General features: G+C 48.0%; 20 protein-coding genes, 1 tRNA gene, 2 pseudogenes and 1 other annotated feature. Of the genes and pseudogenes, 13 read left to right on the top strand and 10 right to left on the bottom strand.

Going from position 1 to position 22,152, the window contains the following annotated elements:
* Nucleotides 1-182 precede the first annotated feature (182 nt).
* From JCM14374_RS03150 to JCM14374_RS03135, 5 genes are all read left to right on the top strand, one after another.
* A complete protein-coding gene (locus JCM14374_RS03150) occupies nucleotides 183-548 on the top strand; it encodes a WD40/YVTN/BNR-like repeat-containing protein (protein ID WP_207641575.1) in 366 nt (121 codons plus the stop codon).
* Nucleotides 539-709, top strand: coding sequence for a hypothetical protein (locus JCM14374_RS13360; protein ID WP_172674136.1), 171 nt, complete (start codon nucleotides 539-541; stop codon nucleotides 707-709). Before JCM14374_RS03150 ends, JCM14374_RS13360 begins: the two co-directional genes overlap by 10 nt.
* Nucleotides 693-1,517 carry a WD40/YVTN/BNR-like repeat-containing protein gene (locus JCM14374_RS03145; RefSeq protein ID WP_054693366.1) on the top strand — a complete coding sequence of 275 codons (825 nt, stop codon included), beginning with the start codon at nucleotides 693-695 and terminating at the stop codon, nucleotides 1,515-1,517. Before JCM14374_RS13360 ends, JCM14374_RS03145 begins: the two co-directional genes overlap by 17 nt.
* Before the next feature lie 53 nt (nucleotides 1,518-1,570).
* Nucleotides 1,571-1,888 carry a hypothetical protein gene (locus tag JCM14374_RS03140; protein WP_054693363.1) on the top strand — a complete coding sequence of 106 codons (318 nt, stop codon included), beginning with the start codon at nucleotides 1,571-1,573 and terminating at the stop codon, nucleotides 1,886-1,888.
* Between the two features lie 170 nt (nucleotides 1,889-2,058).
* A complete protein-coding gene (locus JCM14374_RS03135) occupies nucleotides 2,059-4,449 on the top strand; it encodes a PAS domain S-box protein (RefSeq protein WP_054693360.1) in 2,391 nt (796 codons plus the stop codon).
* 63 nt (nucleotides 4,450-4,512) lie between these two features.
* Here the strand turns inward: JCM14374_RS03135 and JCM14374_RS03130 are convergent, their stop codons facing one another.
* A complete protein-coding gene (locus JCM14374_RS03130) occupies nucleotides 4,513-5,709 on the bottom strand; it encodes a THUMP domain-containing class I SAM-dependent RNA methyltransferase (protein ID WP_439646057.1) in 1,197 nt (398 codons plus the stop codon).
* A gap of 235 nt (nucleotides 5,710-5,944) precedes the next feature.
* Nucleotides 5,945-7,447: a methylenetetrahydrofolate reductase C-terminal domain-containing protein gene (locus tag JCM14374_RS03125; RefSeq protein WP_054693677.1), complete on the bottom strand. Its 1,503-nt coding sequence runs from the start codon at nucleotides 7,445-7,447 to the stop codon at nucleotides 5,945-5,947.
* Between the two features lie 416 nt (nucleotides 7,448-7,863).
* Between JCM14374_RS03125 and JCM14374_RS03120 the strand changes: the two genes are divergently transcribed.
* Nucleotides 7,864-9,084, top strand: a complete 1,221-nt coding sequence (locus JCM14374_RS03120) for a D-alanyl-D-alanine carboxypeptidase family protein (protein WP_172674135.1) — start codon at nucleotides 7,864-7,866, stop codon at nucleotides 9,082-9,084.
* Between the two features lie 115 nt (nucleotides 9,085-9,199).
* Here JCM14374_RS03120 and JCM14374_RS03115 read toward each other — a convergent pair whose 3' ends face one another.
* Both JCM14374_RS03115 and JCM14374_RS13355 read right to left on the bottom strand, forming a co-directional pair.
* Entirely contained in the window at nucleotides 9,200-10,552 is a 1,353-nt protein-coding gene (locus tag JCM14374_RS03115) for an acetyl-CoA hydrolase/transferase family protein (protein WP_369397277.1), read from the bottom strand.
* 50 nt (nucleotides 10,553-10,602) lie between these two features.
* Nucleotides 10,603-10,858: a binding site (T-box leader), on the bottom strand.
* A 27-nt stretch (nucleotides 10,859-10,885) separates the two neighbouring features.
* Entirely contained in the window at nucleotides 10,886-11,035 is a 150-nt protein-coding gene (locus tag JCM14374_RS13355; protein WP_157048930.1) for a hypothetical protein, read from the bottom strand.
* Between JCM14374_RS13355 and JCM14374_RS03110 the strand changes: the two genes are divergently transcribed.
* The 4 genes from JCM14374_RS03110 to JCM14374_RS15120 are packed head-to-tail and all read left to right on the top strand — an operon-like array spanning nucleotide 11,034 to nucleotide 13,196.
* A complete protein-coding gene (locus tag JCM14374_RS03110) occupies nucleotides 11,034-11,843 on the top strand; it encodes a helix-turn-helix domain-containing protein (protein WP_054693355.1) in 810 nt (269 codons plus the stop codon). The genes JCM14374_RS13355 and JCM14374_RS03110 overlap by 2 nt on opposite strands.
* Before the next feature lie 37 nt (nucleotides 11,844-11,880).
* Nucleotides 11,881-12,558, top strand: a complete 678-nt coding sequence (locus JCM14374_RS03105; protein WP_054693352.1) for a methyltransferase family protein — start codon at nucleotides 11,881-11,883, stop codon at nucleotides 12,556-12,558.
* A 31-nt stretch (nucleotides 12,559-12,589) separates the two neighbouring features.
* Nucleotides 12,590-13,078 carry a DnaJ family domain-containing protein gene (locus JCM14374_RS03100; protein ID WP_054693349.1) on the top strand — a complete coding sequence of 163 codons (489 nt, stop codon included), beginning with the start codon at nucleotides 12,590-12,592 and terminating at the stop codon, nucleotides 13,076-13,078.
* Nucleotides 13,068-13,196, top strand: a complete 129-nt coding sequence (locus tag JCM14374_RS15120; protein ID WP_278279222.1) for a hypothetical protein — start codon at nucleotides 13,068-13,070, stop codon at nucleotides 13,194-13,196. Before JCM14374_RS03100 ends, JCM14374_RS15120 begins: the two co-directional genes overlap by 11 nt.
* 55 nt (nucleotides 13,197-13,251) lie before the next feature.
* Here JCM14374_RS15120 and JCM14374_RS03095 read toward each other — a convergent pair.
* The 6 genes and pseudogenes from JCM14374_RS03095 to JCM14374_RS03075 form a co-directional block, all read right to left on the bottom strand.
* Nucleotides 13,252-13,346, bottom strand: a tRNA-Ser gene (locus JCM14374_RS03095).
* Nucleotides 13,347-13,613: 267 nt separating this feature from the next.
* The gene (locus tag JCM14374_RS15115) at nucleotides 13,614-14,132 is read right to left on the bottom strand and encodes a DNA topoisomerase (RefSeq protein ID WP_278279224.1); all 519 of its coding nucleotides are present in this window, start codon (nucleotides 14,130-14,132) and stop codon (nucleotides 13,614-13,616) included.
* An 8-nt stretch (nucleotides 14,133-14,140) separates the two neighbouring features.
* Nucleotides 14,141-15,693, bottom strand: a pseudogene (locus JCM14374_RS03090) (DNA topoisomerase 3).
* A 109-nt stretch (nucleotides 15,694-15,802) separates the two neighbouring features.
* Nucleotides 15,803-16,417: a sensor histidine kinase gene (locus JCM14374_RS03085; protein ID WP_207641574.1), complete on the bottom strand. Its 615-nt coding sequence runs from the start codon at nucleotides 16,415-16,417 to the stop codon at nucleotides 15,803-15,805.
* The gene (locus JCM14374_RS13965) at nucleotides 16,404-17,120 is read right to left on the bottom strand and encodes a hypothetical protein (RefSeq protein ID WP_054693343.1); all 717 of its coding nucleotides are present in this window, start codon (nucleotides 17,118-17,120) and stop codon (nucleotides 16,404-16,406) included. Before JCM14374_RS13965 ends, JCM14374_RS03085 begins: the two co-directional genes overlap by 14 nt.
* Nucleotides 17,121-17,263: 143 nt before the next feature.
* Nucleotides 17,264-18,607 (bottom strand): acetyl-CoA hydrolase/transferase family protein, encoded by a 1,344-nt coding sequence (locus JCM14374_RS03075; RefSeq protein WP_054693340.1) that lies wholly within the window; start codon nucleotides 18,605-18,607, stop codon nucleotides 17,264-17,266.
* Nucleotides 18,608-19,028: 421 nt separating this feature from the next.
* Here JCM14374_RS03075 and JCM14374_RS15915 point away from each other — a divergent pair.
* From JCM14374_RS15915 to JCM14374_RS03060, 3 genes and pseudogenes are all read left to right on the top strand, one after another.
* A pseudogene (locus tag JCM14374_RS15915) lies at nucleotides 19,029-21,217 on the top strand (heavy metal translocating P-type ATPase); the annotation flags it as partial.
* A 38-nt stretch (nucleotides 21,218-21,255) separates the two neighbouring features.
* Nucleotides 21,256-21,471, top strand: coding sequence for a copper ion binding protein (locus JCM14374_RS03065; RefSeq protein ID WP_054693337.1), 216 nt, complete (start codon nucleotides 21,256-21,258; stop codon nucleotides 21,469-21,471).
* A gap of 180 nt (nucleotides 21,472-21,651) precedes the next feature.
* Nucleotides 21,652-21,915, top strand: a complete 264-nt coding sequence (locus JCM14374_RS03060) for a metal-sensing transcriptional repressor (RefSeq protein WP_054693335.1) — start codon at nucleotides 21,652-21,654, stop codon at nucleotides 21,913-21,915.
* Nucleotides 21,916-22,152 lie beyond the last annotated feature (237 nt).

Here is a 22,152-nt window from a genome sequence, read left to right as displayed (position 1 = left end):
CGCTCTGCCTCCTAAGAAAGTTAACCATAGGTTAACACATTTACTGAAATTATTTGCATCATAGCCAGCAGAAATGTTTCACGTGAAACATTTTTACGGAAAGCAGCAATTAAATGTTCACAAATACATCTCTTTTGCATAAGTGTATTAATAGCAGCTTAACCCTCATCTCATTTCAGGGGTTGAATGAAAATAATTGGAAAGTGGTGATTTGTCAAGTGATGCCCTTTGATCTCTGGCTATGGAGAAATCCTCTTCCGCAGGGAAACACCCTGCGTTCAGCTGCCTATGGCAATGGAAAATATGTGGCTGTGGGACAATACGGTACTATTATGACTTCCCTGGATGGTATTAATTGGACGCTACAGTTTTCCGGCACTTCTATTTATCTTACCGGGGTAGCCTTTGGCGCGGGGCTGTTCGTCGCCGTTGGCATGCTGGGCACAATATTGACTTCCGCCGATGGTGAGAATTGGACCCGGCAGGATTCCGGCACCGATGCTGGATTGACGGCATATGTTATGGTCAGGACATGTTTGTGGCCGTAGGACAGTATGGTCAAATATTTGTTTCTCCTGATGGTGAAAACTGGGGTAATATCAGTATAGAAGCCTACTGGCTGAGCAGTGTGGCTTTCGGCAATAACATGTTTGTGGCTGTGGGGGCGGACGGTCATATTTTTACCTCTGACAATGCCAAGGATTGTTGATCAAGGCGCTCAGATTCAATACCGCTTAAACAGCGTAGTCTATGGTAATGGATTGTTTGTGGCTGTAGGTTCAGGAGGCAGCGTCCTGAGTTCACCGGATGGGGTGAACTGGACCAGCCGTGATTCTAATACCTTCGCCCGTCTGGAAAGCGTTACTTACGGCAACGGACTTTTCGTGGCCGCAGGCCACGATGATGTGGATCCCGGAGTGGTGCTGACTTCCCCGGATGGCCTGGAGTGGTCGGCAGATATTTCTGCAGATTACAAACTGCTGCTGGGAGTCCTGGCTGGACCCGGCCTGTTCGTTGCGATCGGCCAAGGGGGCATTATTATGACTTCCCCTGACGCTGGGGTCTGGACCATGCGTTCGAAGGGGTATTACAATGAATTGCGGTCGGTCATTAGCGGCCGTGGAAACCAGGGCTTTATAACCGTGGGCGCAGCAGGCGCCATACTCAGTTCTCCGGACGGCAGAGACTGGGTGCAGAGGGTTTCGGGAATAGAAACCAACCTGCTGGGAATTGCCTTAGGTAATAAAACCTTTGTGGCGGTCGGTGATAACGGCGTTATATTGACCTCGCCTGATGAGGTAAACTGGACCCAGCAAAACATCGAGCCCAGCAACCGCCTTTTTGCGGTTACCCATGGAGCAGGGCAATTTGTGGCTGTAGGACAAAAAGGCATTATCCTGACTTCTCCTGATGCCGTAGATTGGTCCATTCAGAAATCCGGTGTCTTCAGCGACCTCTTTGGCGTAACGTTTGGGGCGGGCTTGTTCGCAGCCGTTGGAGACAACAGCACCATCTGACATCTCCTGACGGGATAAACTGGACTCGCCAAGACGCAGGCTCAAGCTGGCATATGATCCAGGGGGTCACCTATGCCCAGGGCATCTATGTGGCCGTGGGCGACCAGGGGCTTATTTTAACCTCCAGCGATGCCAAACGCTGGATAGACCACAGCACCTGCGAATACCCGCCGTGGTGGCAATCTGTAACCTATGGCCGGGGGACTTTCATAGCTGTTGGCAGTCCGGGTCAAGCGGCTATATCGACTAACGGTACAGAATGGATAGTGCAAAATACCGCTACCGATAATTTCTTATATAGTGTCGCCGCTGACATTAACTCCTACATCGCGGTGGGCGAACTGGGAACTATTCTGCAATCTCAAGCATAATAAAAATCTGTTTTTACCTGGGCTCCCGGGGTTCCGATCAGGTCGGAACCCTTTTCTTTTGCAACAGTAAATTTTTCACCCATTAATCCCATAGGCAGGAAATGTTTGCATTATGTAGAATTAGTACTTTGCATAAAATAACCATTAGCTGCTAAAAGGATTGTTGCATAATGAAAGCCCCTAAGAAAAACCTTAGTGTATATCGGCTGCAGCTTCATGACCACGCCTGTTTAATCTATGAAAATGAAACCGAATGGGAAGAAGCGGTCATCCCTTTCCTGATTCAAGGCTTACAACGCGGGGATAAATGCATATATGCCTTAAATCACCATCGCAAACAGACCATTATTGATTACTTGCAGAATGCGGGCCAGGACACCGTTTCCCTGGAAGCAAGCGGCCAGTTATTATTTTTAAGCGCGGAGGACTTGCCGGAAACAAATAACCAGGACCGGCTTGAACAAATCGAAGACTTTGCCATTGAATTCATCAAATACTGTTTGGCGGAAGGCTACCCGGCAGTTCGTCTGACCAATGAAGCTCTATATTCTATAACCGGTATAGAACCGGCCTGGAACCTGGTTGAAGCAAATTCCCGCTCAAATGCTTTAATATTTCCCCATTATCCGGTTATCTCTCTTTGTCAATATGATCGCTGGAAAACCGATCCCACCCTTTTGAAATATGCCATAATCAGCCACCCGGTTATTATTAAGAACGGTATCTTCTACGAGAATTTTTCCATAATGCCGGATGAGCTTTTTCTAGCCAAGAATACCGACCGGTGGGAGGCAGAACACTGGCTGCGGATTATTGAAAGAGAAAACCGGGAAAGAGAAAACTTCATTTTATTAAAACACACGGTGGAAAACTCCGTACAGCCCATGTTAGCCGTCAGCCCTGACGGTTCACTGCTAAGCTGTAATGATGCTTTGTGTGATTTAATGCACCTCTCCCGGGATGAGCTGCATAATTTGCGGCAAATAATGCCGGAATGGGACTATTATTTCCAAAAAATTTCGGCAGCTATAAACCATGGCGGAGGTTATCAGCGGTTTGCGGGAGAATTCATGACCAAAGAAGGCAAAAAACTCGTTTTAGATTTGGCTATATTTATAAAGTATGATGAGGCCGGCAATATAGAATTCTATTACGGCTCAATTACCGATATTACCTCCCAGGCGGCTGCCGAAGAGGCCTTAAGAAAATCGGAAGCCAAATACCGTTTGATAGCTGAAAACGCCTATGATATGATTGCCCTCCTTGACCTGCAAAATTTTGTTTACAAATACCTCAGCCCTTCGTACGAAAGAGTAGTCGGGTATACGGCAGAGGAATTACTGGGAAAGAGTGGTTTTCAGTATATTCACCCGGAGGATCTTGACCCGCTCCTGGATAAACTCTATGCAGGCATAAAAACCGGCCACGCCAGCGCCCAATACAGATGGCGCGCCAAAGACGGCTCCTATATATGGCTGGAAACGATCGGCAAAATCATTGATTATGATGAATACGCCGGGGATGGGCTCTTGGTCACCCGGGATATTACCGAGAAGAAACTGGCTGAACTGGCCTTAAAAAAGGAACTCGACTATCGCAATTACCTTATAGAAAATATGAATGAGGTCTTTATAATATATGATCTTACGAAATCTATAGCCTTTGTAAACGGCTCCGTCAAAAATGTACTGGGTTATGAACCTCAGGAAATAATCGGCCGCAACATTATGGAATTCCTGGCAGATTCGGAAAATGGTCCCATGACCCTGCAAATACAGAATCGGCTGGAAGGCGAGGCAGGAACCTTCGAAACCATGGTTTTAACCAAAAACGGCACCGAAGCCCTGGTACGGATAAAAAGTTCGCCAATAATGGAAAATGGCAGTATTACCGGAGTCATGCTTTTGCTGGAAGACATATCCGAACATCGCAAACTGGAACGGGAAATGGCCCGGCTGAGCCAACTCCATACCATCGGCGAAATGGCCGCTGGAATAGGGCATGAAATAAGAAATCCTATGACAACGGTCAAAGGTTTTCTGCAGATCATGAAGCTGCACGATGATTTTAAGGATCACCAGCCCTATTTTAACATTATGCTGGAAGAACTGGAGCGGGCTAATGAAATTATCAGCGAGTTCCTGGCTCTGGCTAAAAACAAACGGGTCGACCTGGAGGCGCATAATCTGAATGCCATAATTACCGCTCTTTATCCCCTGCTGGTGGCTGACGCCATATTAACCGACAAGCATGTCTACCTGGAATTGCAGGAAATTCCTGATCTGATGCTGGACGAAAAGGAAATCCGCCAGCTGCTGCTTAACCTGGTCCGCAACGGTCTGGAAGCTACCAGAGCCAAAGGCAGGGTAACTATCAGAACCTTTCAGGAGGATGCTGAAACAATCGTGCTGGCCGTTAGTGATGACGGCAGGGGTATTGATCCTGAACTCCTGCAAAAACTGGGTACGCCCTTTTTAACCACCAAAGACAACGGCACCGGTCTGGGTCTGGCAATATGTTACAGTATTGCGCCCGGCATAAGGCATCTATTGAACCGGTAAACAATTCGCCTGGGACTACCTTCATGGTGCGTTTTAACATGAATGAATTAAATCCCGGCCAACTCAGATTGGCCCTGGAATAGCCCGATTATAGGTCTGCGTTATTAATTTCCGTTTTCTGTTCCCGCCGCGGCGGCTTGGGGCCGTAGACTGGTAGAAATGACACTCGATGCGGCCGTTGTATAACTTGCGTTTTTTATCAGCCCGGCGGCCGAAGAAGGTTTCCAATTCCTTGTGGGCGGTTATTATATAAAAAGACCAGGTAGACAGATTCTTCTTAAAAATACCGCTCATCTCCCGGTAGAGCTTTTCCACCGATGGCAAGTCTTGAAGCCTTTGCCCATACGGGGGATTAGTTATCAAAAACCCGAACTTTTCTTTGGTTTGAACCTGTGCAACCGGCATCTGCTGAAAATGAATCTGTTTTTCCAACCCGGCCTGGCGGGCGTGATAACGGGCCAGGCTCAGCGCCTCGGGGTTTATGTCTGTGCCCCGGATTTTCAGCCGCATTTCGCGGTTCAGGAGGTCATTAGCCTCGGTCCGCGCGTCAAGCCAATACTTTTTAGGTATAACCGGCCAGTTTTCGGCCGCAAATTCCCGATTCAGTCCCGGGGCTTGATTCAGGGCTGTCATGGCCGCTTCAATGGGAATAGTACCCGAACCGCAGAAGGGATCGAGCAATAACCGGTCAGGATGCCAGCGGCTGAGATCGATCATGGCCGCCGCCAGGGTTTCCTTCAAAGGAGCGGCGCTTGACAGCTTGCGGTAACCGCGCTTATGCAGCCCGGCTCCGCTGGTGTCCAGGGTTATAGTTGCCACATCTTTGAGAATCCCTACCTCAATGGTGTAACGGGGACCGTTTTCCTCAAACCATTGTTTATGATAGCGGCCCTTCAAGCTCTCCACTACCGCTTTTTTAACTATAGCCTGGCAGTCGGGCACACTGAATAATTGCGAACGTATCGATTTGCCCTGTACCGGGAAATTAGCATTTACGGGCAGCCAGTCCGCCCAGGGCAGGTCGCGGGTTTTATCAAACAGCTCCGTAAATGAGCGGGCCTCAAATTCACCCATCTTTATCAAAAGCCGGTCGGCACTGCGCAGCCACAGATTACCCCGGCATATGGCTGAAAGGTCCGCCGTAAAGCTGACCCTGGCATTCTCAACCTTCACATCTTCATATCCTAATTTTTTGACTTCCCGGGCTACAATAGCTTCCAACCCAAAACTGCTGGTAGCAATCAATTCAACTTTATCCATAATTCACTGCTCCGCTTAAAATTAAATTAACATCTATTTTAACACTTGCTCTCTCATACTATAAACCAAAAACGCAAACCGACATAACCTCTGGTTGGCATGGTTTTAATATTTGCACCAGGGGATTTTAATAGACATCAGGATAAAAAATAACCTCCGATTGCCTCGGAGGCATTTTTTATCATATCCTTTTCTGTTTTACTAAAGTATCCCGCCAACGTTTGTTTTACCTTTTCTAAATGGTTTGTTTTTGGGCCGCCGAGTGATCGCGTCCGGTGTAGTAATTGTACCAGGCCGAGGTTTGATATAAATCCCAGTTTACCGGAGGAATATATAAGTCCTCCAGCCGATTCTCCTCGTTATAGGCTTTTAGCATTGCATAAACCTTGACCCAAAAGCATTTCTTTTCACCGGGGCGGACTTCACACCAGCCGTCATAACTCCCGCCGCAGGGGCCATTGCGTTGGTTTTTCGGGCATTGGGACATGGGACACAGGTAAGCCAGATCGAGCAGGGCGCAGTCGCCGCAATCCTTGCAGTCATTGCCTATAACCTTGAGGAAGTGCTCAAATCCGTGCTTTCTCGGGTCTTTTACCCCGGAATAAATGTTTTGCATCACCGGATACAGGTTTTTGCCAGGTGTAAAAAATATTTCGTGGAAAAAACGCATCAGGCGGTAATTGAAATCCACGGGATAATCAGGCGGCAGACTGGTCCGGTTAACCGGCTTGCCGGTATTTAGACCCGTGTTCAAGTCCTTTTCGTAATAATAGAACCCATCAGGCTGCGCATAATCAAATTCGGGTATAAACCGCCTCCAGTCATCGCTGAGTTCTTCCCCTTTTTCGATTATATATTTGACATCTTCGTATTTGATATTATGCCCCCCCAGGTGAACGCCATCAAAACCCATGCCCTTCATAAAGGCATACATTTTAGCGGCGCGCAGCAAACGCGCTCCTTTGCCTTTATCTTCAGCCGTCCTTTCGTGGTCCAGCTCGGCCAGCAGTTTATCGGTAACCACACAGCCCGGCAGCTGGTTGGAATTCATCATTTTTCCCGCGCCAAACGGCAGGATGTAAATATTCCCTATTACAGATACCTCGGGATTATAATTCTTAATAAACTGCAGCACCTCATGGAATTTACGCGCGTCATACCCTAACTGGGTCACAATAAAATTAGCGCCTTTGTCGATCTTTTTCTTGAGCTTGTAATACTGCGCCATGAGTTCGGCTTCGGCGGCTTTAAAGGGCGACACTACCGCACCGGCAAAGAAATCGCCCGGCTTATGGTTTTCCAGGCCTTGATTCATACCGCTTATCAGCTCTAGAACATGTACCGGGTCGAGATCAAAAACCGGTTTAGGACGACCCTTAAAACCACTGACAGGATAATCGCCGGTCATCACCAAAAGGTTCCTGACCTGGTTGCGATCCATAGCATAAAGCTCGGCTTCGATCTGGTTGCGGTTTTTATCTTTGCAGGTAAAGTGAACCAGGGGTTCAATCCCCAGCTTAAATATTTCCATCCCCAGGCTGGTCGCGGAAATAGCCGGCCTCCCGCCGGGATTATCGGTAATGGTCAGGGCATGTATCCTGCCATCCTGGGCGGCCTGTTCGGCCAAAGCTATAACCTCTTCCTGCGCCTTTTCTCGCGCCCCCCGGCCGGGAACCAGTTCCCATGTAACCGAAAAAGTGTTTTTGTCCTGTAATGATTCCTTGAATGTATTGTTAATCTGGTCCGCCCCCCTGATATCTAACTCCTGTTTATACAGATATGTTTTTACGCGGTTTTGCTCAGCTGACTGCCCGCACGGCTTGTAATGGAGAAGTACCGCCGTGTAATTGATTATAACATAATTCACGGGTTTCTATAGATGCGACAGGGCTGGTCATAAATTCTCAGCCATGACGGCATCGTTGTTGCAAAGATTGTTCTGCATTATGTCTTTGCGAGGGCAACGAAACAGTCCTGCCAGGTTTTCTCAGCCATATCAGATCATATAAATATTTTCCGATAACCTATTGGTTCAGGGCCAAAAAATAAGTATGATTAGGGGGGTATCGATTTTCGATTATAAGTACTATTTACTGGAGCTAATTAATGCTTTATCGCAGATACGTATCAGGCTGCTTGTTTCTGATAATTTTTTTGAGCCATATTATCCCTGTGTACGCTGATCAGGGAAATGCAAACACAGTCAACCCTGGAGCATATCCTCAAACCACCGGGAAAGCGGTCATCTTAATAGACGCTTCTTCCGGGCGGGTTCTCTATGGAAAAAACATTCACAATCATCTGCCTCCGGCTAGTATTACCAAGATCATGACTGCTTTGCTGGTGATTGAAAAAGGCAGCCTGAACCAGAATGTAAAGATAAGTTCTAATGCTGCAGGCACCCCCGAGAGTTCGATCTGGCTGGAGGCGGGGGAAAAGCTGACCCGCCTCCAGCTGCTCTACGCTTTGATGCTGAATTCCGGCAATGATGCCGCAGTGGCATTAGCCGAAAGTACGGCCGGCAGTGTAGATAATTTTGTAAAGCTTATGAACCGGCGGGCGGGGCAGCTGGGGATGAAAGACAGCAATTTTATTAACCCGCACGGTCTGGATGCCAGCGGTCATTATACATCGGCGTATGACCTGGGCGTGCTTAGCCGCAAGGCCATGCAGAACAGCCTTTTTCGCCAGGTGGTTTCCACCAAGACCTACAATATACCCTGGGCGGGCAATGATTATGATCGCCTGCTGATCAATCACAATAAGCTGCTTTGGAAGTATGACTACGCTATAGGAATTAAGACCGGTTACACTACAAAATCGGGCAACTGTCTGGTAGGGGCCGCACAAAAAGGCGACTTTACGCTGATTGCGGTAACCCTGGATTCATCTTCTACCTACCAGGACATGGCGCAGATGTTTGACTATGGTTTTGACAACTACCACAAGAAATTAATTAAACCGGCTCAGCAATTATCTGTTGAAGTCCCCGTTATAAACGGACTGGCTGATAAAGTCAAGGCCAGGCCTGAGACAGATCTGGTCATGGCGGTTACGGATCATGAGGCGGGACGGGTTTCCTATAAAATATGTCCAAAGGATCAAGTTGCGGCTCCGGTGAAAAAAAATCAAATCCTCGGGAAGTGCCAGATAATAATAGCCGGACGCGAGGCGGGTCAGGTCAGCCTTCGCGCCTGTAACTCCGTAGGGCGGAAGGCTCCCCTTCTCACGCGTTTGAAACTGGCTTGCCTGGCGGTAATAAAATTTATCCTCAAGGCATTTCTGGTTATTTTCTTAATCCTGTATTCAATCAGGCTCATAAACCTTCGGCGCAAACGGAAAAAAAGACGCGCCCTCAGAAGGTACCGGTATTAGCTGATCCGCCGGCAGGCGCGAGCAGCGGTGTTTCTGCTTCTTTCCGCCGCTATCGCCATGCCAGGACTTTTAAAGCCTATCTTTGTTCAACTATCCGCCACTGCGGCAATTAACACTATATCTTATTGCTCTTGCTCCAAATCTTCATTTCTTGCGCTGCCTTAACCAGTTCATCTCTCAGGTCGGGATGGGCGATATTGATAATCCGCTCTGCGCGTTCCCAGGTGCTGCGGCCGGCGAGGTCGCATTTGCCGTATTCGGTAATGATTATATGCGCCTGGGTACGGGGAACGCTGACCACTGATCCCATAGGCAGCATGGGTACAATACGCGAGTGCAGGCCGCCCTGCTTATCCTTGTAGCTGGAAGTACAGCAGATGATGGCTTTGCCGCCTCTGGAACTATACGCGCCGGTAACAAAATCCAGCTGCCCTCCTGTGCCGCTGATATGACGAGTTCCCGACGACTCTGAGCAGATCTGCCCGTATAGATCAACCTCTATGCAGTTGTTTATCGACACCACGTTATCATTCATAGCTATATTATGAGGATCGTTGGTATAGATAGTCGGATAGGCTGCCAATCCAGGATTATTGTCTATCCATTCATAGAGAAATTTACTGCCGGCGGCAAAAGCGTACGTGGTCTTGCCCCTGTCGAGCGTTTTGCGTTTGTTGGTTAATTTTCCGGCTTCAAATAAATGATAATAGGCATCACACAACATTTCGCTGTGGCAGCCCAGATCCTTAAGATCAGATTCAGCCAGGAGCGTACCGACCACATTGGGCATCCCCCCAATACCCAGCTGAATACAAGCCCCATCGACCATCTCTTTCATTACATGCTCAGCGATTTTCTTATCGGTCTCCGTAGGCGGAGCAGGCGGTATCTCCACTACCGGCGAATCAGCCTCCACAATATAATCCACTTCGGAAATATGCAGTAATTCGTCAAATCCTCCGCATGCCCAGGGCAGTCCCGGACAGACCTCCACAATGATTTTCTTGGCCACATCGCATATGCCGCGCAGAACGGCTACACTGCAGCTGAAATTAAAATAACCGTGTTTGTTCATAGGCGGGACTCGAAGCATGGCTACGTCAACATCGTCATATAGACTCTTCCTATAAAAAAGGGGATGATTGCGATAAAGATTAGGAATATGATAAGCATTGCCCCTGTCATGCTGGGCCCGGTCAGCTCCGCCGAAATGCCAGTTATTCATATGGAAGACTTCACCTTCCGGATCCGCTTTCCATATTTCATGCGTTTTGGCGCTCATAACCAGACGAATCTTGATATCGTCAAGTTCATCCTTACGCGCTGCCAAGGCTGCGTCCAAAGCATAGGGATTGGAAAGAATCTGCCCCCAATCTATCCAATCTCCGCTTTTCACCACCTTTACGGCTTCTTCGGCACTAACCAATTTGGAACGATATTCGTCCGCGTACGACAACAAACTGCTCACTCCTTGTTAATTTTTAAAGGGCTTATAGAAAAATAAACCCTTCGCTCAATATATGAGACGAAGGGCTTTGCTTCGCGGTACCACTCAAATTAACGGCAATTGCCGTTCACTCCGACAGAATACGGGATCGTTTGATCCGATATCCCCTTCCTTTTAACGGCGGAAGCTCCGTCCGAGCCTACTTTCAAAATGATTTCGGTCGGCGGCTCCAGGGTGAGTTCTGCTTGCCTCTTCGACCGCTTTGCACCAGACAGCGGTTCTCTATAACCCGAGGATCAGCCTACTATTCCCTGTCATCGTCATTTTGCATATTGCATTTATTATAATGACCGGTTATTTTTCTGTCAATATTTCCTGCATGGCCTTCAATAAAACCCCGCCGCCTTTATTTTCAGCCAGCAAAGGCCTTCTCTTATCCATAATAAATATGGTTGACCCGACCCTTGGGGTCGGGTTTATACTGACAGTGAGGTGATCCGTCATGAACAAGATTAAGAGCGGTGATTTTATTAAACTAACCGGAAGTACGTTAAAAACCGTAAATTATTATCATAAAATAGGCTTGCTGCCTGAACCGGAGCGTTCTGCCGGGGGGTATCGTTTATACGGGGCAGCTGAATTGAACCGCATGCGTGTTATCAAACACCTAAAATCCCTGGGGCTGAATCTCCATCAGATAAAAGAAATATTAGGCAATCTGCCCCAGCCTGCCTCGGGCAGGGAAGTCTTATCGTCCCTGCGTCATGAAGCGGTCAAGGAAAAACAAATCCTGGAAGAACGGCTGGCCCGAATAGATGCTCTTTTGGCCAATGATGATCTGTTGTTGGATGAGAATATATTCAATTCTCCATCGTTCCAAATGATCACCGGGACACTGGGAGAGGATCAAACCGAGCGGTATGCGCAGACTTGCCCGGAAATATATGACCAACACCGTAAATTGTCAGGTATCCTGGACGATTTAAAATGGGGTGAGGATTATCAGGAGAGTGCCCGCATACTGGCCGAGTATTTTAAAACCCATCCGGAACATTATCAACTGGCTTTGCAATTCGGATCTCGCTGGGAAGAGCTTTTTCAGGTCAGCGAGGATGATCCCCGCATTGAAGCCTTCGCTCGCGAGTCGGCCGATCTCGTTAAAAGCATGCCTCTGGTAAAAGAGATGTATACTAATCCCGGCATAAAAAAACCGCAGGGAGGCCTTTATCAAGAACTGGTGGCCAATGTCTTGTCGCCGGCTCAATTAAGGTACCAGGAGCTTTTTAAAAAATTTCTCCAATCCGACGAATAATAGTGAGGCTTATATTTTAAATGAGGAGGTAATTCCAATGGCAGATAATGAACAGGTATCATTATCCAAGGCTTATCTGGTGCCATTAATTATAATGATAGGCCTGGGACTCGTCCTGTTTCTTCCCGCCGGTTCGTTAAGGTTTTGGCAAGGATGGATCTGGTGGTCGATATTTGCTGTACTGACCCTCTTTGTTGCCGCCTATTTCCTGAAAAAAGACCCCGGCCTGTTATCAAGACGAATGAATATCAAAGAAAAGGAACCGCAGCCAGTCATCATAAAATTTATATCGCTTTTGGCCATGCTGACGTATTTAATCCCCGGTTTTGATTTTCGATTTCACTGGTCTGCCGTTCCGGTTTGGCTGGTGATAGCAGCTAATATCCTGGTTTTTCTGGGGTATGTTTTGATTATCGCAGTATTTAAGGAAAACAGCTATGCCTCGACTATTATACAGGTTGAGCATGAACAACCGGTTATTACCACCGGACCCTACGCCATTGTCCGCCATCCCATGTATCTGGGGCTTTTGATCATGGAATTGTCTACCCCTCTGGCCCTGGGTTCGTATTGGGCATTAATTTTCGCCTGTTTGTTTATTCCCGTCAATATTTTCCGGATCATAAAAGAAGAGCGTTTGTTGGCACAAGACCTGCCGGGGTATAAGGACTATTTGCGCAAAACACCCTACCGCTTGATTCCGCTGATATGGTGATCTGCTCATTAAGATATGAAAGGAGCAAGCTATGAACAAAGATTGGCATGAAAATAATTCAAGAAAACAGAATATAGCCGAAAAGATATCTGATAAAAGCTGGAGGGAGGATTTCCCCTTTGAAATGCAAAGAACCCTTCGTTTGATTGGGCAGCACGACCTGGTAGGATCATTAATGAAAAAAGCTGTGGAACAGGGAGAGTTTGACCATCTGGAGGGGGCCGGCAAGCCGCTTGATCTGGATATAAACCCCTTTGAACAGGGTGACTTGCACATGGCTAATAAAATCCTTAAAGACGCCGGTTATGTACCGTACTGGATCCAATTATATAAGGAAATCGATACATTAAGAGCCAATTTGAATAAAGAAGTTGAATATTTCAAAAAGTATACCCAGGTTGTCCTTAGTGAGAAACCCGGCAGCTGGACCATAAACCGTTATGAACGAAAAAAGAAAGAGTTCTGCAACGAAATCCGGGATCGCTTAGAGGAGATTTCAAAAAAAAATATTGGATTATAACCTCCAATGCCCCGTTCTCAGCCTGGGTCGCTCCAATTTTGATGTAGAGGCTGAAATGAAGCGCATAGTTGAAGAAATAGAGGATTTATATGAAGACGGGCCGTCCTCCCGATTGTAAAAAATATGAAAAGGGGTTTCGGATACGATTCCGAAACCCCTTGATAATTCTTAAATGGCGGAGAGGGCGGGATTCGAACCCGCGAAGGAGCTTTTGACCCCTTACTCGATTTCCAATCGAGCGCCTTCAGCCAAACTCAGCCACCTCTCCGTGTTAACCTATTAAATTGGAGCCGAACTCCCGGCTGTCGCTGTAACATTCTGCATACCACAGCTTTTATATTTTACCCGTAAATTGATTTTGCCGCAAGTCCCCTGACGTCTTTTCATGTTTTTCCATTACTGGGCCTCAGCAGACAAAGCAAACGCGGCCCTGCCAGCAGGAAAGCGTTGCGTTTACTTTGACCGCTCACCTTCCATTCTTCCATTACTGTTTCATTCTGGACTGACTGAATACTGGATGCGCATTAAGTATGTTCTATTTCCCGGATTTGCCTTTATCCCCTTCTGAAGCATGCTTTTTTTCCAGCGCGGCCTTGAGCAGTTCGCCTACATTGGTGCCGATCTCTTCATTATCGCTGTACTGGGCAATCAGCCGCTGGGTAGCGCGGCTGCCGGGACGTCCAAAATCATCGCCCTTCTCCGGCTGACGATAGCCGCAGGAGCGTTCAGGGCAGGACAGCATCCGGCCTTTCTTGCCGCTTACAATCAGCATATACCGCCCGCACATAGGGCATTTGGTCTTGGAAACATTGTCAGCCTTATATACCGCCTCTCCCTGACGCACAGTCTGCACCATATCAGCGGCATCTTTGCGGATATCAGTCATGAAAGCGTTCTTCTTGCCCTGCCCTTTGGCAATATCCGCCAGCCGCTGTTCCCATTGGGCAGTTAGCTCGGGAGACCTCAGAGCCGGGGGTACCAGGCCGATTAGCTGCATCCCTTTTGAGGTGGGAACCAGTTCCTTACCGTTGCGTTCGATATAACTGGTATGGATGAGTTTTTCTATAATCTCGGCGCGGGTCGCCGGGGTCCCCAGCCCGCTGCCTTGATGGCTTCGCGCAGTTCCTCGTCTTCCACCATCTTGCCGCAGTTCTCCATGGCGGTCAATAAGGTGGCTTCATTATAACGAGAAGGCGGTTTGGTTTTATGTTTGCTGCTTTTGCATGCTTTTACCTGCACCTTTTCGCCTTTTTCGCGGCGGCGCAGGGTCTGTTCGGGCAGTTCATCCTCATCCTTATCATCCTTGTCCGGCATCGCGGCCTGGATGACCCGCCATCCCGGGTCCGCAACGATTTTCCCCCGGGAATGGAAGTTCTCGCCATTAACTTCGGTAATAATAGTTGTCTGCTCGTACCGGTAGGCGGGTAAAGCACCGCTATAAAACGGCGCGCCACCAGGTCATAAAGGCGTTTCTCGTCTTCATCCAGCGCGGCCAAATTAAGCGCCTGTTCCGTGGGGATAATAGCATGGTGATCGCTTACTTTGCTGTCATCAACAAAACGTTTGCCCGGATGCAAAGGCTTATTAAGCAATGGCTTCACCAGAGCCGCATAGGGTCCAACCCCCATTCTCTTTAAGCGCAGTGGTAATGTCGGCACAATATCTTGGCTTATATATCGCGAATCAGTGCGGGGGTAGGTAACCAGTTTGTGCCGTTCATAGAGATCCTGCAAAACCGCCAGGGTCTTTTGCGCCGGCCAGTTGTAGCGGCGGTTGGCGTCCCTTTGCAGTTCGGTAAGATCATAAGCCAGGGGCGGGGGTTCGCTTTTGGCCTCGGTCTTAATATTCTTAATTACTCCGGCCTGGTTTTTAACTCTGGCTATTATTTCCTCAGCCTGAGCCAGCTGGTAGAGACGCGCCCCGTCCTTGCCCCGCCAGTCCCCGGAATAATCGCCGAAATCTGCCCGCAGGGTCCAGTAGTCGACCGGCACAAACTTGTTGATTTCATTTTCCCGCTGTACTATCATGGCCAGGGTAGGGGTCTGCACCCGGCCCGCGTTTAACTGGGCATTATATTTGCAGGTCAGGGTGCGGGTAACATTGAGCCCGATTAACCAGTCGGCCTCGGCCCGGCAGACAGCCGCGTCATAAAGGTTGTTATAATTGGTTCCAGGCTGCAGGTGAGCAAATCCTTCGCGGATAGCGTCATCAGTCTGAGAGGAAATCCACAGGCGATAAAAAGGCTTTTGCCAGCGGACCATCTCCATGATCCAGCGGGCTACCAGTTCTCCTTCGCGCCCGGCATCGGTGGCTATGACCAAATCCTTAATATCGTCACGTTTCATTAATGATTTGACTACCTGGTATTGCTGTGAAGTCTGGCGGATAACCTTGAGCTTCATTTTAGGCGGCAGCATGGGCAAATCCTCCATGCGCCACTGTTTTAACCTCTGATCATAATCATCAGGCTCGGCCAGGGTTACCAGATGGCCCAGGGCCCAGGTAACCACATAACGCGGTCCTTCCATATAACCCTTACCCTTTTGATTACATTGCAATACCCGGGCTATTTCCCGGCCCACACTGGGTTTTTCAGCCAGTACCAGCGACTTCATAATAAATACCTCGCATAAAATAATGCAGCCGCTTGTTCAAACCAACCTGGCTGCATTTCTCTTTTTATCGTTAATTATTATACCACAGCGGATTCCAGACTTCTGTCTATTACAGCTCTTTTTCTGCGGCCCCAGCATCCGCCAGCCGGGGAATGCTGATGGTAAACACCACGCCTTCCTGCGGATTGTATCTGCAGTCCAGTTCACCACGCAGCCGGTATGCCAGCTGCATGCAGATATACAAACCCAGCCCGCTGTGTTCACCCTGTTTGGTACTGAAACCCGGAGAAAAAAGTTTGTTTTGCCCGGGGAAATCACCTGTCCATGGATTCTGCACTTCGCAAACGAAATCATTTCCCTTATCCCTCATATTAATGTCAACTTCCTGCCGGTAGGGCCTGCCCTCTACAGCATCCATGGCATTATTAATAAGGTTGCCTAAAATCCGGCTCAAATCAATTGCCGCGTATTCAATACCCTCAAACCCTGACTGGATATCCAGGTTCAACTTGATGCCGCGAGCTTCCGCCTGTGAAATTTTCGCATTAACCAGGGCATTCAGAATCGGGTTTCGAATTGGCGTGGTTTCATCCAGGCTTCGAACTTCAAATATCAATTGATTAAGATATTCCTGGAGTCCCTCCAGGTTTCGCATCTGCGACAATCCGCTGAGTACCTGAAGATGGTTAATATAATCATGCTGCTGCGCCTTAAGCGTGTTCAACAGTTCCAAAACATTTTCCGATACAGCATCGTGAGTGGAGATTATAGCTTGTTTGCGCAGAGATTTCATATAAGTCACCATAATGAGAAGGCTTATAGTAAATATGACGATGGTGCCGATACTGGCCATGATAAACCAGTAGTTGTTTTCCCTGACCGCTGACAGGGACCAGATTAAGCCCATGCTGACCGCCAATTGAAGAAGCAGCTGATGCCACTACAGCCCAGCCCTGAATATTCTCAAAAGACGTCATATTCCATTTCCGTGCCCACAGCCTTTTAACCAGAGCAATGCATATAGTTCCCAGAACAAAAATCGGAAGGGTAACGCCCAGCCACATCCTGCTGTTATTAATGACTTCACTCGGGGTCAAACCCAAAATATAAGAGCAAAATATCAGAGATAAGATTACCATTGGTATGCCCGTTACATAGGAGGTCGTGAATATTTTGGCCACCCAGGGAAACGAACGGCGAAAAACAATCCACATCCAAAGGAATCCGCTTACTATCTCCAGGGGAAAACGGATGGCTTCATTATTTATCTGGTAACTCATTGTCTGGGTTATTCCCGCTAAAACCGAATATATCAGAAGCTGCTTGCCGTTCTTCCGCCAATCTTCATTCCAGATGATTAAGGCTGAAATAGTAGTGCAGAAAACATAAGGAAATATTAAGTATAAAAACCGTTGTACTTCGAGCATATTCTGTAAACCTCGCGTCCAACCCGGTAAAACATCGACCTATTCTGTCGAATCTTCCATATATTTTACCATGTTTGACCATTTTACAGCATAATTTTATTTTAAGTTTCAACTAATGCTGCTGCGGTGAATACCGGTTTTTATTACACTGTCCGGCTGCTGCGACGCCAGATGTTCATCTTCTGTGCCTCTTTAATCAAATCATCGCGGAAATCAGGGTGAGCTATGCTGATAAGAGCCTCGGCCCGCTGCCAGGTGGAGCGCCCTTTAAGGTTGACGGCTCCATATTCGGTAATCACCCAGTAGGCAATGGTGCGAGGAACGGTTACAATGGTCCCCGGGGATAAAGTGGGACGAATACGTGAAATAACCTGGCCCTGTTTGTTCTTGTAAGTGGATGTCATGCAGATAATGCCTTTACCTCCCGGCGACATAAAAGCTCCCAGCATAAAATCTACCTGGCCGCCTGTTCCCGATATCTGTCTTGTCCCTGCTGATTCAGAATTGATTTGTGAAAACAAATCAATTTCGATGGCGTTGTTAATGGCGATAACCTTGGGATTGCGGGCGATGAGATGCGGGGTGTTTACCTCTAATACCGGCCGTGAAATGCATTGAGGATTTTGGTTAATAAAATCGTAGAGAAGTTGAGACCCCATGGCAAAAGTAAACGTCATTTTCCCCCGGTCAGTAACCTTGTTCATTCCCGTAATGCGACCGGCTTCTGCCATCCTTACATAAGCATCAGCCAGCATTTCAGTGTGCACACCCAGATTCTTCAGGTCGGATTCCGCAATCAATTCGCCAACTGTATTGGGCATTGCGCCGATGCCCAACTGCAAACACGCCCCATCCTCAATCTGCTCCATAACCAGATCGGCAATCTGCCGGTCAGTTTCATCGGCTTTAGCGGGCAAAACAGTAAATAAAGGCGAGTTGTCCCCTTCCACCACCATATCCACCTCATCGATATTGACTTCATGGCCGGTTTCGCCGCAGACCACAGGCATGTTTTGGTTGACCTCGACAATTACCGTTTTGGCGTTGTCAACTATAGCCTTGGCATGTCCTACATTGGGACCAAAATTGAAATTTCCCCGTTCGTCCATGGGCGAAACGTGAACCATGGCAATGTCCATCGGTTTTTCCCGTTCTAAAAAGGCAGGCATTTCATAGTAAAGGAAGGGCACATAGTAATAATTCCCGGCATCGGCAAGCTTGCGATCTGCGCTGGAAGCATGCCAGTTATCATAAAGGAAATGCTTCTGGCTGGGGTCTGAACTTATTGTATATAGCGGGAAAAGCGCTATACTGGTGTTTATTATTACTCCTTCCAGTTCATCACGTCTGGCCGCCAGACACCGGTCAAGGGTTGGCGGCACGCCGTTATATGAATTATATTGCACCATGTCATACGACTTAACTGCTTTTACAGCCTCTTGCGGTGTAACGAGCTTGCCGCGATATTTTTTCTCTATATCCCGCATACATTATTACCCCCTTAAATTATCTGTTATAATAATTTCTACATTTTCTCTATTTTTCCTGTATTATTTTTTGTTTTTCTCAAAATTTAGACCTGTATTTGCTATAAAATTGCCTATAAAAAACAAAAACGACTGCTTAAAAACAGTTGTTGATCTTGCATATATTCGTATGTTTATAATTCGCTGTTCTGATGCCGGTGGTTAACCCATCAGGAACATGCGAACCAGATACTTTTCTAAATTTTTGGTTGACAGCAGTTCGTTAAGGCGGTACAAATATTACAATACCCCCCAGGGGTGGGGGGGTATGCGAGCGGCCTTTTTAATAAATCATATTAAAACCAGAAGATTAGGGGCAAATTTATTATCAAACCAAAACCTGTGTAAAGGAGCTGTGGCCATGCTGCGTCAAGAATCCTTCAAGCTTTCGGGCATGAGCTGTGCGGCTTGCTCCGCGCGTATAGAGAAGAAACTAAATTCCCTTGACGGAGTCAATTCGGCTGCGGTTAATTTGGCCGCGCAAAAGGCTGCCGTCTTATATGATCCGGTAAAGATTAAAGCTGATGACCTTATAAAAGCTGTGCAGGGATTAGGCTATGATGCTGCCCTGATAAAAGAGAACAGCAATTACCGAAAAAACGAGGAAGACGACCTGGAAATCAAAACCCTGCGTTCCTTGTTTATCGCCTCTGCTATTCTAGCTTTTCCGTTAATTTTAGCGATGTTTTTCAGTATATTCATGGTGCGTATCAATGCCTTAAACATCATATATAACCCCTATTTTCAACTGTTGCTGCTGCGCCCATTCAATTTATAATCGGGGCCCGGTTTTATAAAAACGCATATTATGCGGTTCGATCAGGCGGGGCTAATATGGATGTGCTGATCGTCCTGGGAACTTCGGCGGCTTTTTTCTATAGCCTGTATAAGGTTGTGTTTGAACCGGCTGCCGCGGGGATAACCATGACCGGCCTGCATTTTGAGGCTTCGGGTACCATTATAACATTAATCCTTTTAGGCAAATATTTAGAGGCCGTGGCGAAAGGCAAAACCTCGGAAGCCATTAAAAAACTGGCTGAGCTTCAGCCTCGCACCGCCAGAGTCGAAAGGCAGGGCCGGGAAGAAGATATCCCTATTGAAAAAGTCGTACCGGGAGACCTGGTCGTAGTAAGACCGGGTGAAAAGATACCTGTAGACGGCAAAATTATAGACGGCGTCTCTTCACTTGATGAATCCATGTTGACCGGGGAAAGCCTGCCCGTTGATAAAAAAGCCGGCGACCTGGTCTATGGCGCTACCATAAATAAGTTCGGCGCTTTCAAATTCGAAGCTACCCGGGTAGGTAAAGATACCGCTCTGGCCCGGATCATCAAAATGGTCGAGGATGCTCAGGCTCCAAAGCGCCTATTCAAAAGATAGCTGACCTGGCGGCGGGTGTGTTTGTCCCGGTGGTCCTGCTGATTGCGGCAGTCACCTTTTTAGCCTGGTATTTCACCGGCAGTGAAGTCAACCGGGCTTTGACCAACGCGGTGGCGGTGCTGGTCATAGCTTGTCCCTGCGCCATGGGCCTGGCTACCCCCACGGCTATTATGGTCGGAACGGGAAAGGGCGCGGAAAACGGCATCCTGATTAAAGGCGGTGAACATCTGGAAACCGCTTATAAAATAGATACGGTAGTACTGGATAAAACCGGCACCATTACCCGGGGTCAGCCGGAAGTAACCGATGTAATCAGCCTGGGACAATTAGACCGGCAGGCTATTATGCGTATAGCCGCATAGCGGAAAAGGGTTCGGAGCATCCGCTGGGCGTTGCTATCTATGAAAAAGGCCGGGCAAAAATGCCTGCCCTGGACAGCCCCTCTGATTTTGCCGCCATTCCCGGCCGGGGAGTCAGGGCGGTAATAGACGGACAAACGGTATATATTGGCACCAGACAACTGATGCTGGAGAAGGGGTTTGATACTGAAACAGCCGAGCCGCGCCTGGCCGCCCTGGAAAACGAAGGGAAAACCGCTATGATTATGGCGGTAAACGGTAACCTGGAGTCGATTATCGCCGTGGCTGACATTATTAAAGAAAGTTCCCGCCAGGCTGTTTCTGAACTACAGAAAATGGGTATAGAAGTATACATGATAACCGGCGACAACCAGCGCACCGCCTCCGCCATAGCTCGTCAAGCCGGTATCAATAAGGTGCTGGCCGAAGTGCTGCCGGAAAAAAAGGCTGAGGAGGTTATGAAACTCCAGGCCATGGGGAAAACCGTAGCTATGGTGGGAGACGGCATTAATGACGCCCCGGCCTGGCTGCGGCTGACATCGGCATGGCCATGGGCACCGGCTCCGATATGGCTATGGAAGCAGCCGATATAACCTTAATGCGGGGCGATTTGAGGACTATTCCCGCTTCTATTCGCTTGTCCCGCCAGACAATGAAGAAAATCAAGCAAAACCTGTTCTGGGCTTTTATCTATAATATTATCGGTATTCCCTTTGCCGCCCTGGGTATGCTGAATCCTATTATCGCCGGAGGAGCTATGGCCTTCAGTTCAGTATCCGTGGTCACCAATTCGTTAAGCCTGCGGCGCTTTAATCCGAATCAAAACATTTAGTTACAGGGATATTTGATCGCGAAAGGGGGTAAATATGTATGGCCAGTGAATCTAAAGCGGTTCTGAATGTCGAAGGCATGTCCTGCATGCACTGCGTCCACGCGGTTAAATCGGCCCTGTCTGCCTTGAATGGCGTTGGCAATGTGGATGTAGACCTTGCAGATAAAAAAGTAAGTGTGGTTTTTAACCAGGATCAGGTCAAAATCGAACAGATCAAGGATGCTGTAGAACAAGCCGGGTATGAAGTTAAATAGATGTCAGCGAGTTGATAGAAGCGAATCTGTTTGTTGTTTTGCAAAACCCCGCTTAATAAGCACTTTATGTACAGCGCCATCGCAGTCGATTGTGTCAGGCGCTCTGCAGGGAATTTTCCGGGTATTTCGAAGCCGGATAAGAAGTATTGCGTTAATAAATATATTTTTCGGAGGCGCCGCATGAAAGCAGATAAAACCCGGGTCACCCGGCTGTTAAAAACCGCCCGGGGACAGCTCGACGGGATTCTTAAAATGGTGGAGGAAGACCGCTATTGCATAGATATCTCCAACCAGCTTATGGCCACTCAGGCCATCCTGCATAATGTCAATAAAGAAATTCTCCAGGCCCATCTGCAGCACTGTGTTAAATACGCTATTATGGCCGGGGACGCGGATGAAAAGCTGGAGGAAATCATGGCCATCATCGATAAGATAGGCAAATAAAAACGCGGGTACATGTTAAAAGCTCTGCCTTTTAAGATAGAGCTTCTTGTTTTTAATGGCGGAGAGAGTGGGACGCGTGCCCCGCAGGGGTATTCGCAACCCCGGAGCCGGGCGACGTGGGTACATGTTAAAAGCTCTGCCTTTTAAGACAGAGCTTCTTGTTTTTAATGGCGGAGAGAGTGGGATTCGAACCCACGGAGCCGCTGCTAACGGCTCACACGATTTCGAGTCGTGCGC

It is taken from the genome of Syntrophomonas palmitatica JCM 14374, assembly GCF_001311885.1.
GTDB lineage: Bacteria > Bacillota > Syntrophomonadia > Syntrophomonadales > Syntrophomonadaceae > Syntrophomonas_A > Syntrophomonas_A palmitatica.
The sequence above is the reverse complement of the archived record's forward strand: the minus strand, read 5'-3'. Positions and strand labels throughout refer to the sequence as shown.

Excerpts from the sequence above, each read along its gene's own strand:
- JCM14374_RS03145 (WP_054693366.1), top strand. The coding sequence starts at position 693 with ATGCCAAGGATTGTTGATCAAGGCGCTCAGATTCAATACCGCTTAAAC.
- JCM14374_RS03100 (WP_054693349.1), top strand. The coding sequence starts at position 12,590 with ATGAACAAAGATTGGCATGAAAATAATTCAAGAAAACAGAATATAGCC.
- JCM14374_RS03130 (WP_439646057.1), bottom strand. The coding sequence starts at position 5,709 with ATGGATAAAGTTGAATTGATTGCTACCAGCAGTTTTGGGTTGGAAGCT.
- JCM14374_RS03135 (WP_054693360.1), top strand. The coding sequence starts at position 2,059 with ATGAAAGCCCCTAAGAAAAACCTTAGTGTATATCGGCTGCAGCTTCAT.
- JCM14374_RS03060 (WP_054693335.1), top strand. The coding sequence starts at position 21,652 with ATGAAAGCAGATAAAACCCGGGTCACCCGGCTGTTAAAAACCGCCCGG.
- JCM14374_RS03075 (WP_054693340.1), bottom strand. The coding sequence starts at position 18,607 with ATGCGGGATATAGAGAAAAAATATCGCGGCAAGCTCGTTACACCGCAA.
- JCM14374_RS03140 (WP_054693363.1), top strand. The coding sequence starts at position 1,571 with ATGATCCAGGGGGTCACCTATGCCCAGGGCATCTATGTGGCCGTGGGC.
- JCM14374_RS03065 (WP_054693337.1), top strand. The coding sequence starts at position 21,256 with ATGGCCAGTGAATCTAAAGCGGTTCTGAATGTCGAAGGCATGTCCTGC.
- JCM14374_RS13965 (WP_054693343.1), bottom strand. The coding sequence starts at position 17,120 with ATGCTCGAAGTACAACGGTTTTTATACTTAATATTTCCTTATGTTTTC.
- JCM14374_RS03110 (WP_054693355.1), top strand. The coding sequence starts at position 11,034 with ATGAACAAGATTAAGAGCGGTGATTTTATTAAACTAACCGGAAGTACG.
- JCM14374_RS13355 (WP_157048930.1), bottom strand. The coding sequence starts at position 11,035 with ATGACGGATCACCTCACTGTCAGTATAAACCCGACCCCAAGGGTCGGG.
- JCM14374_RS03105 (WP_054693352.1), top strand. The coding sequence starts at position 11,881 with ATGGCAGATAATGAACAGGTATCATTATCCAAGGCTTATCTGGTGCCA.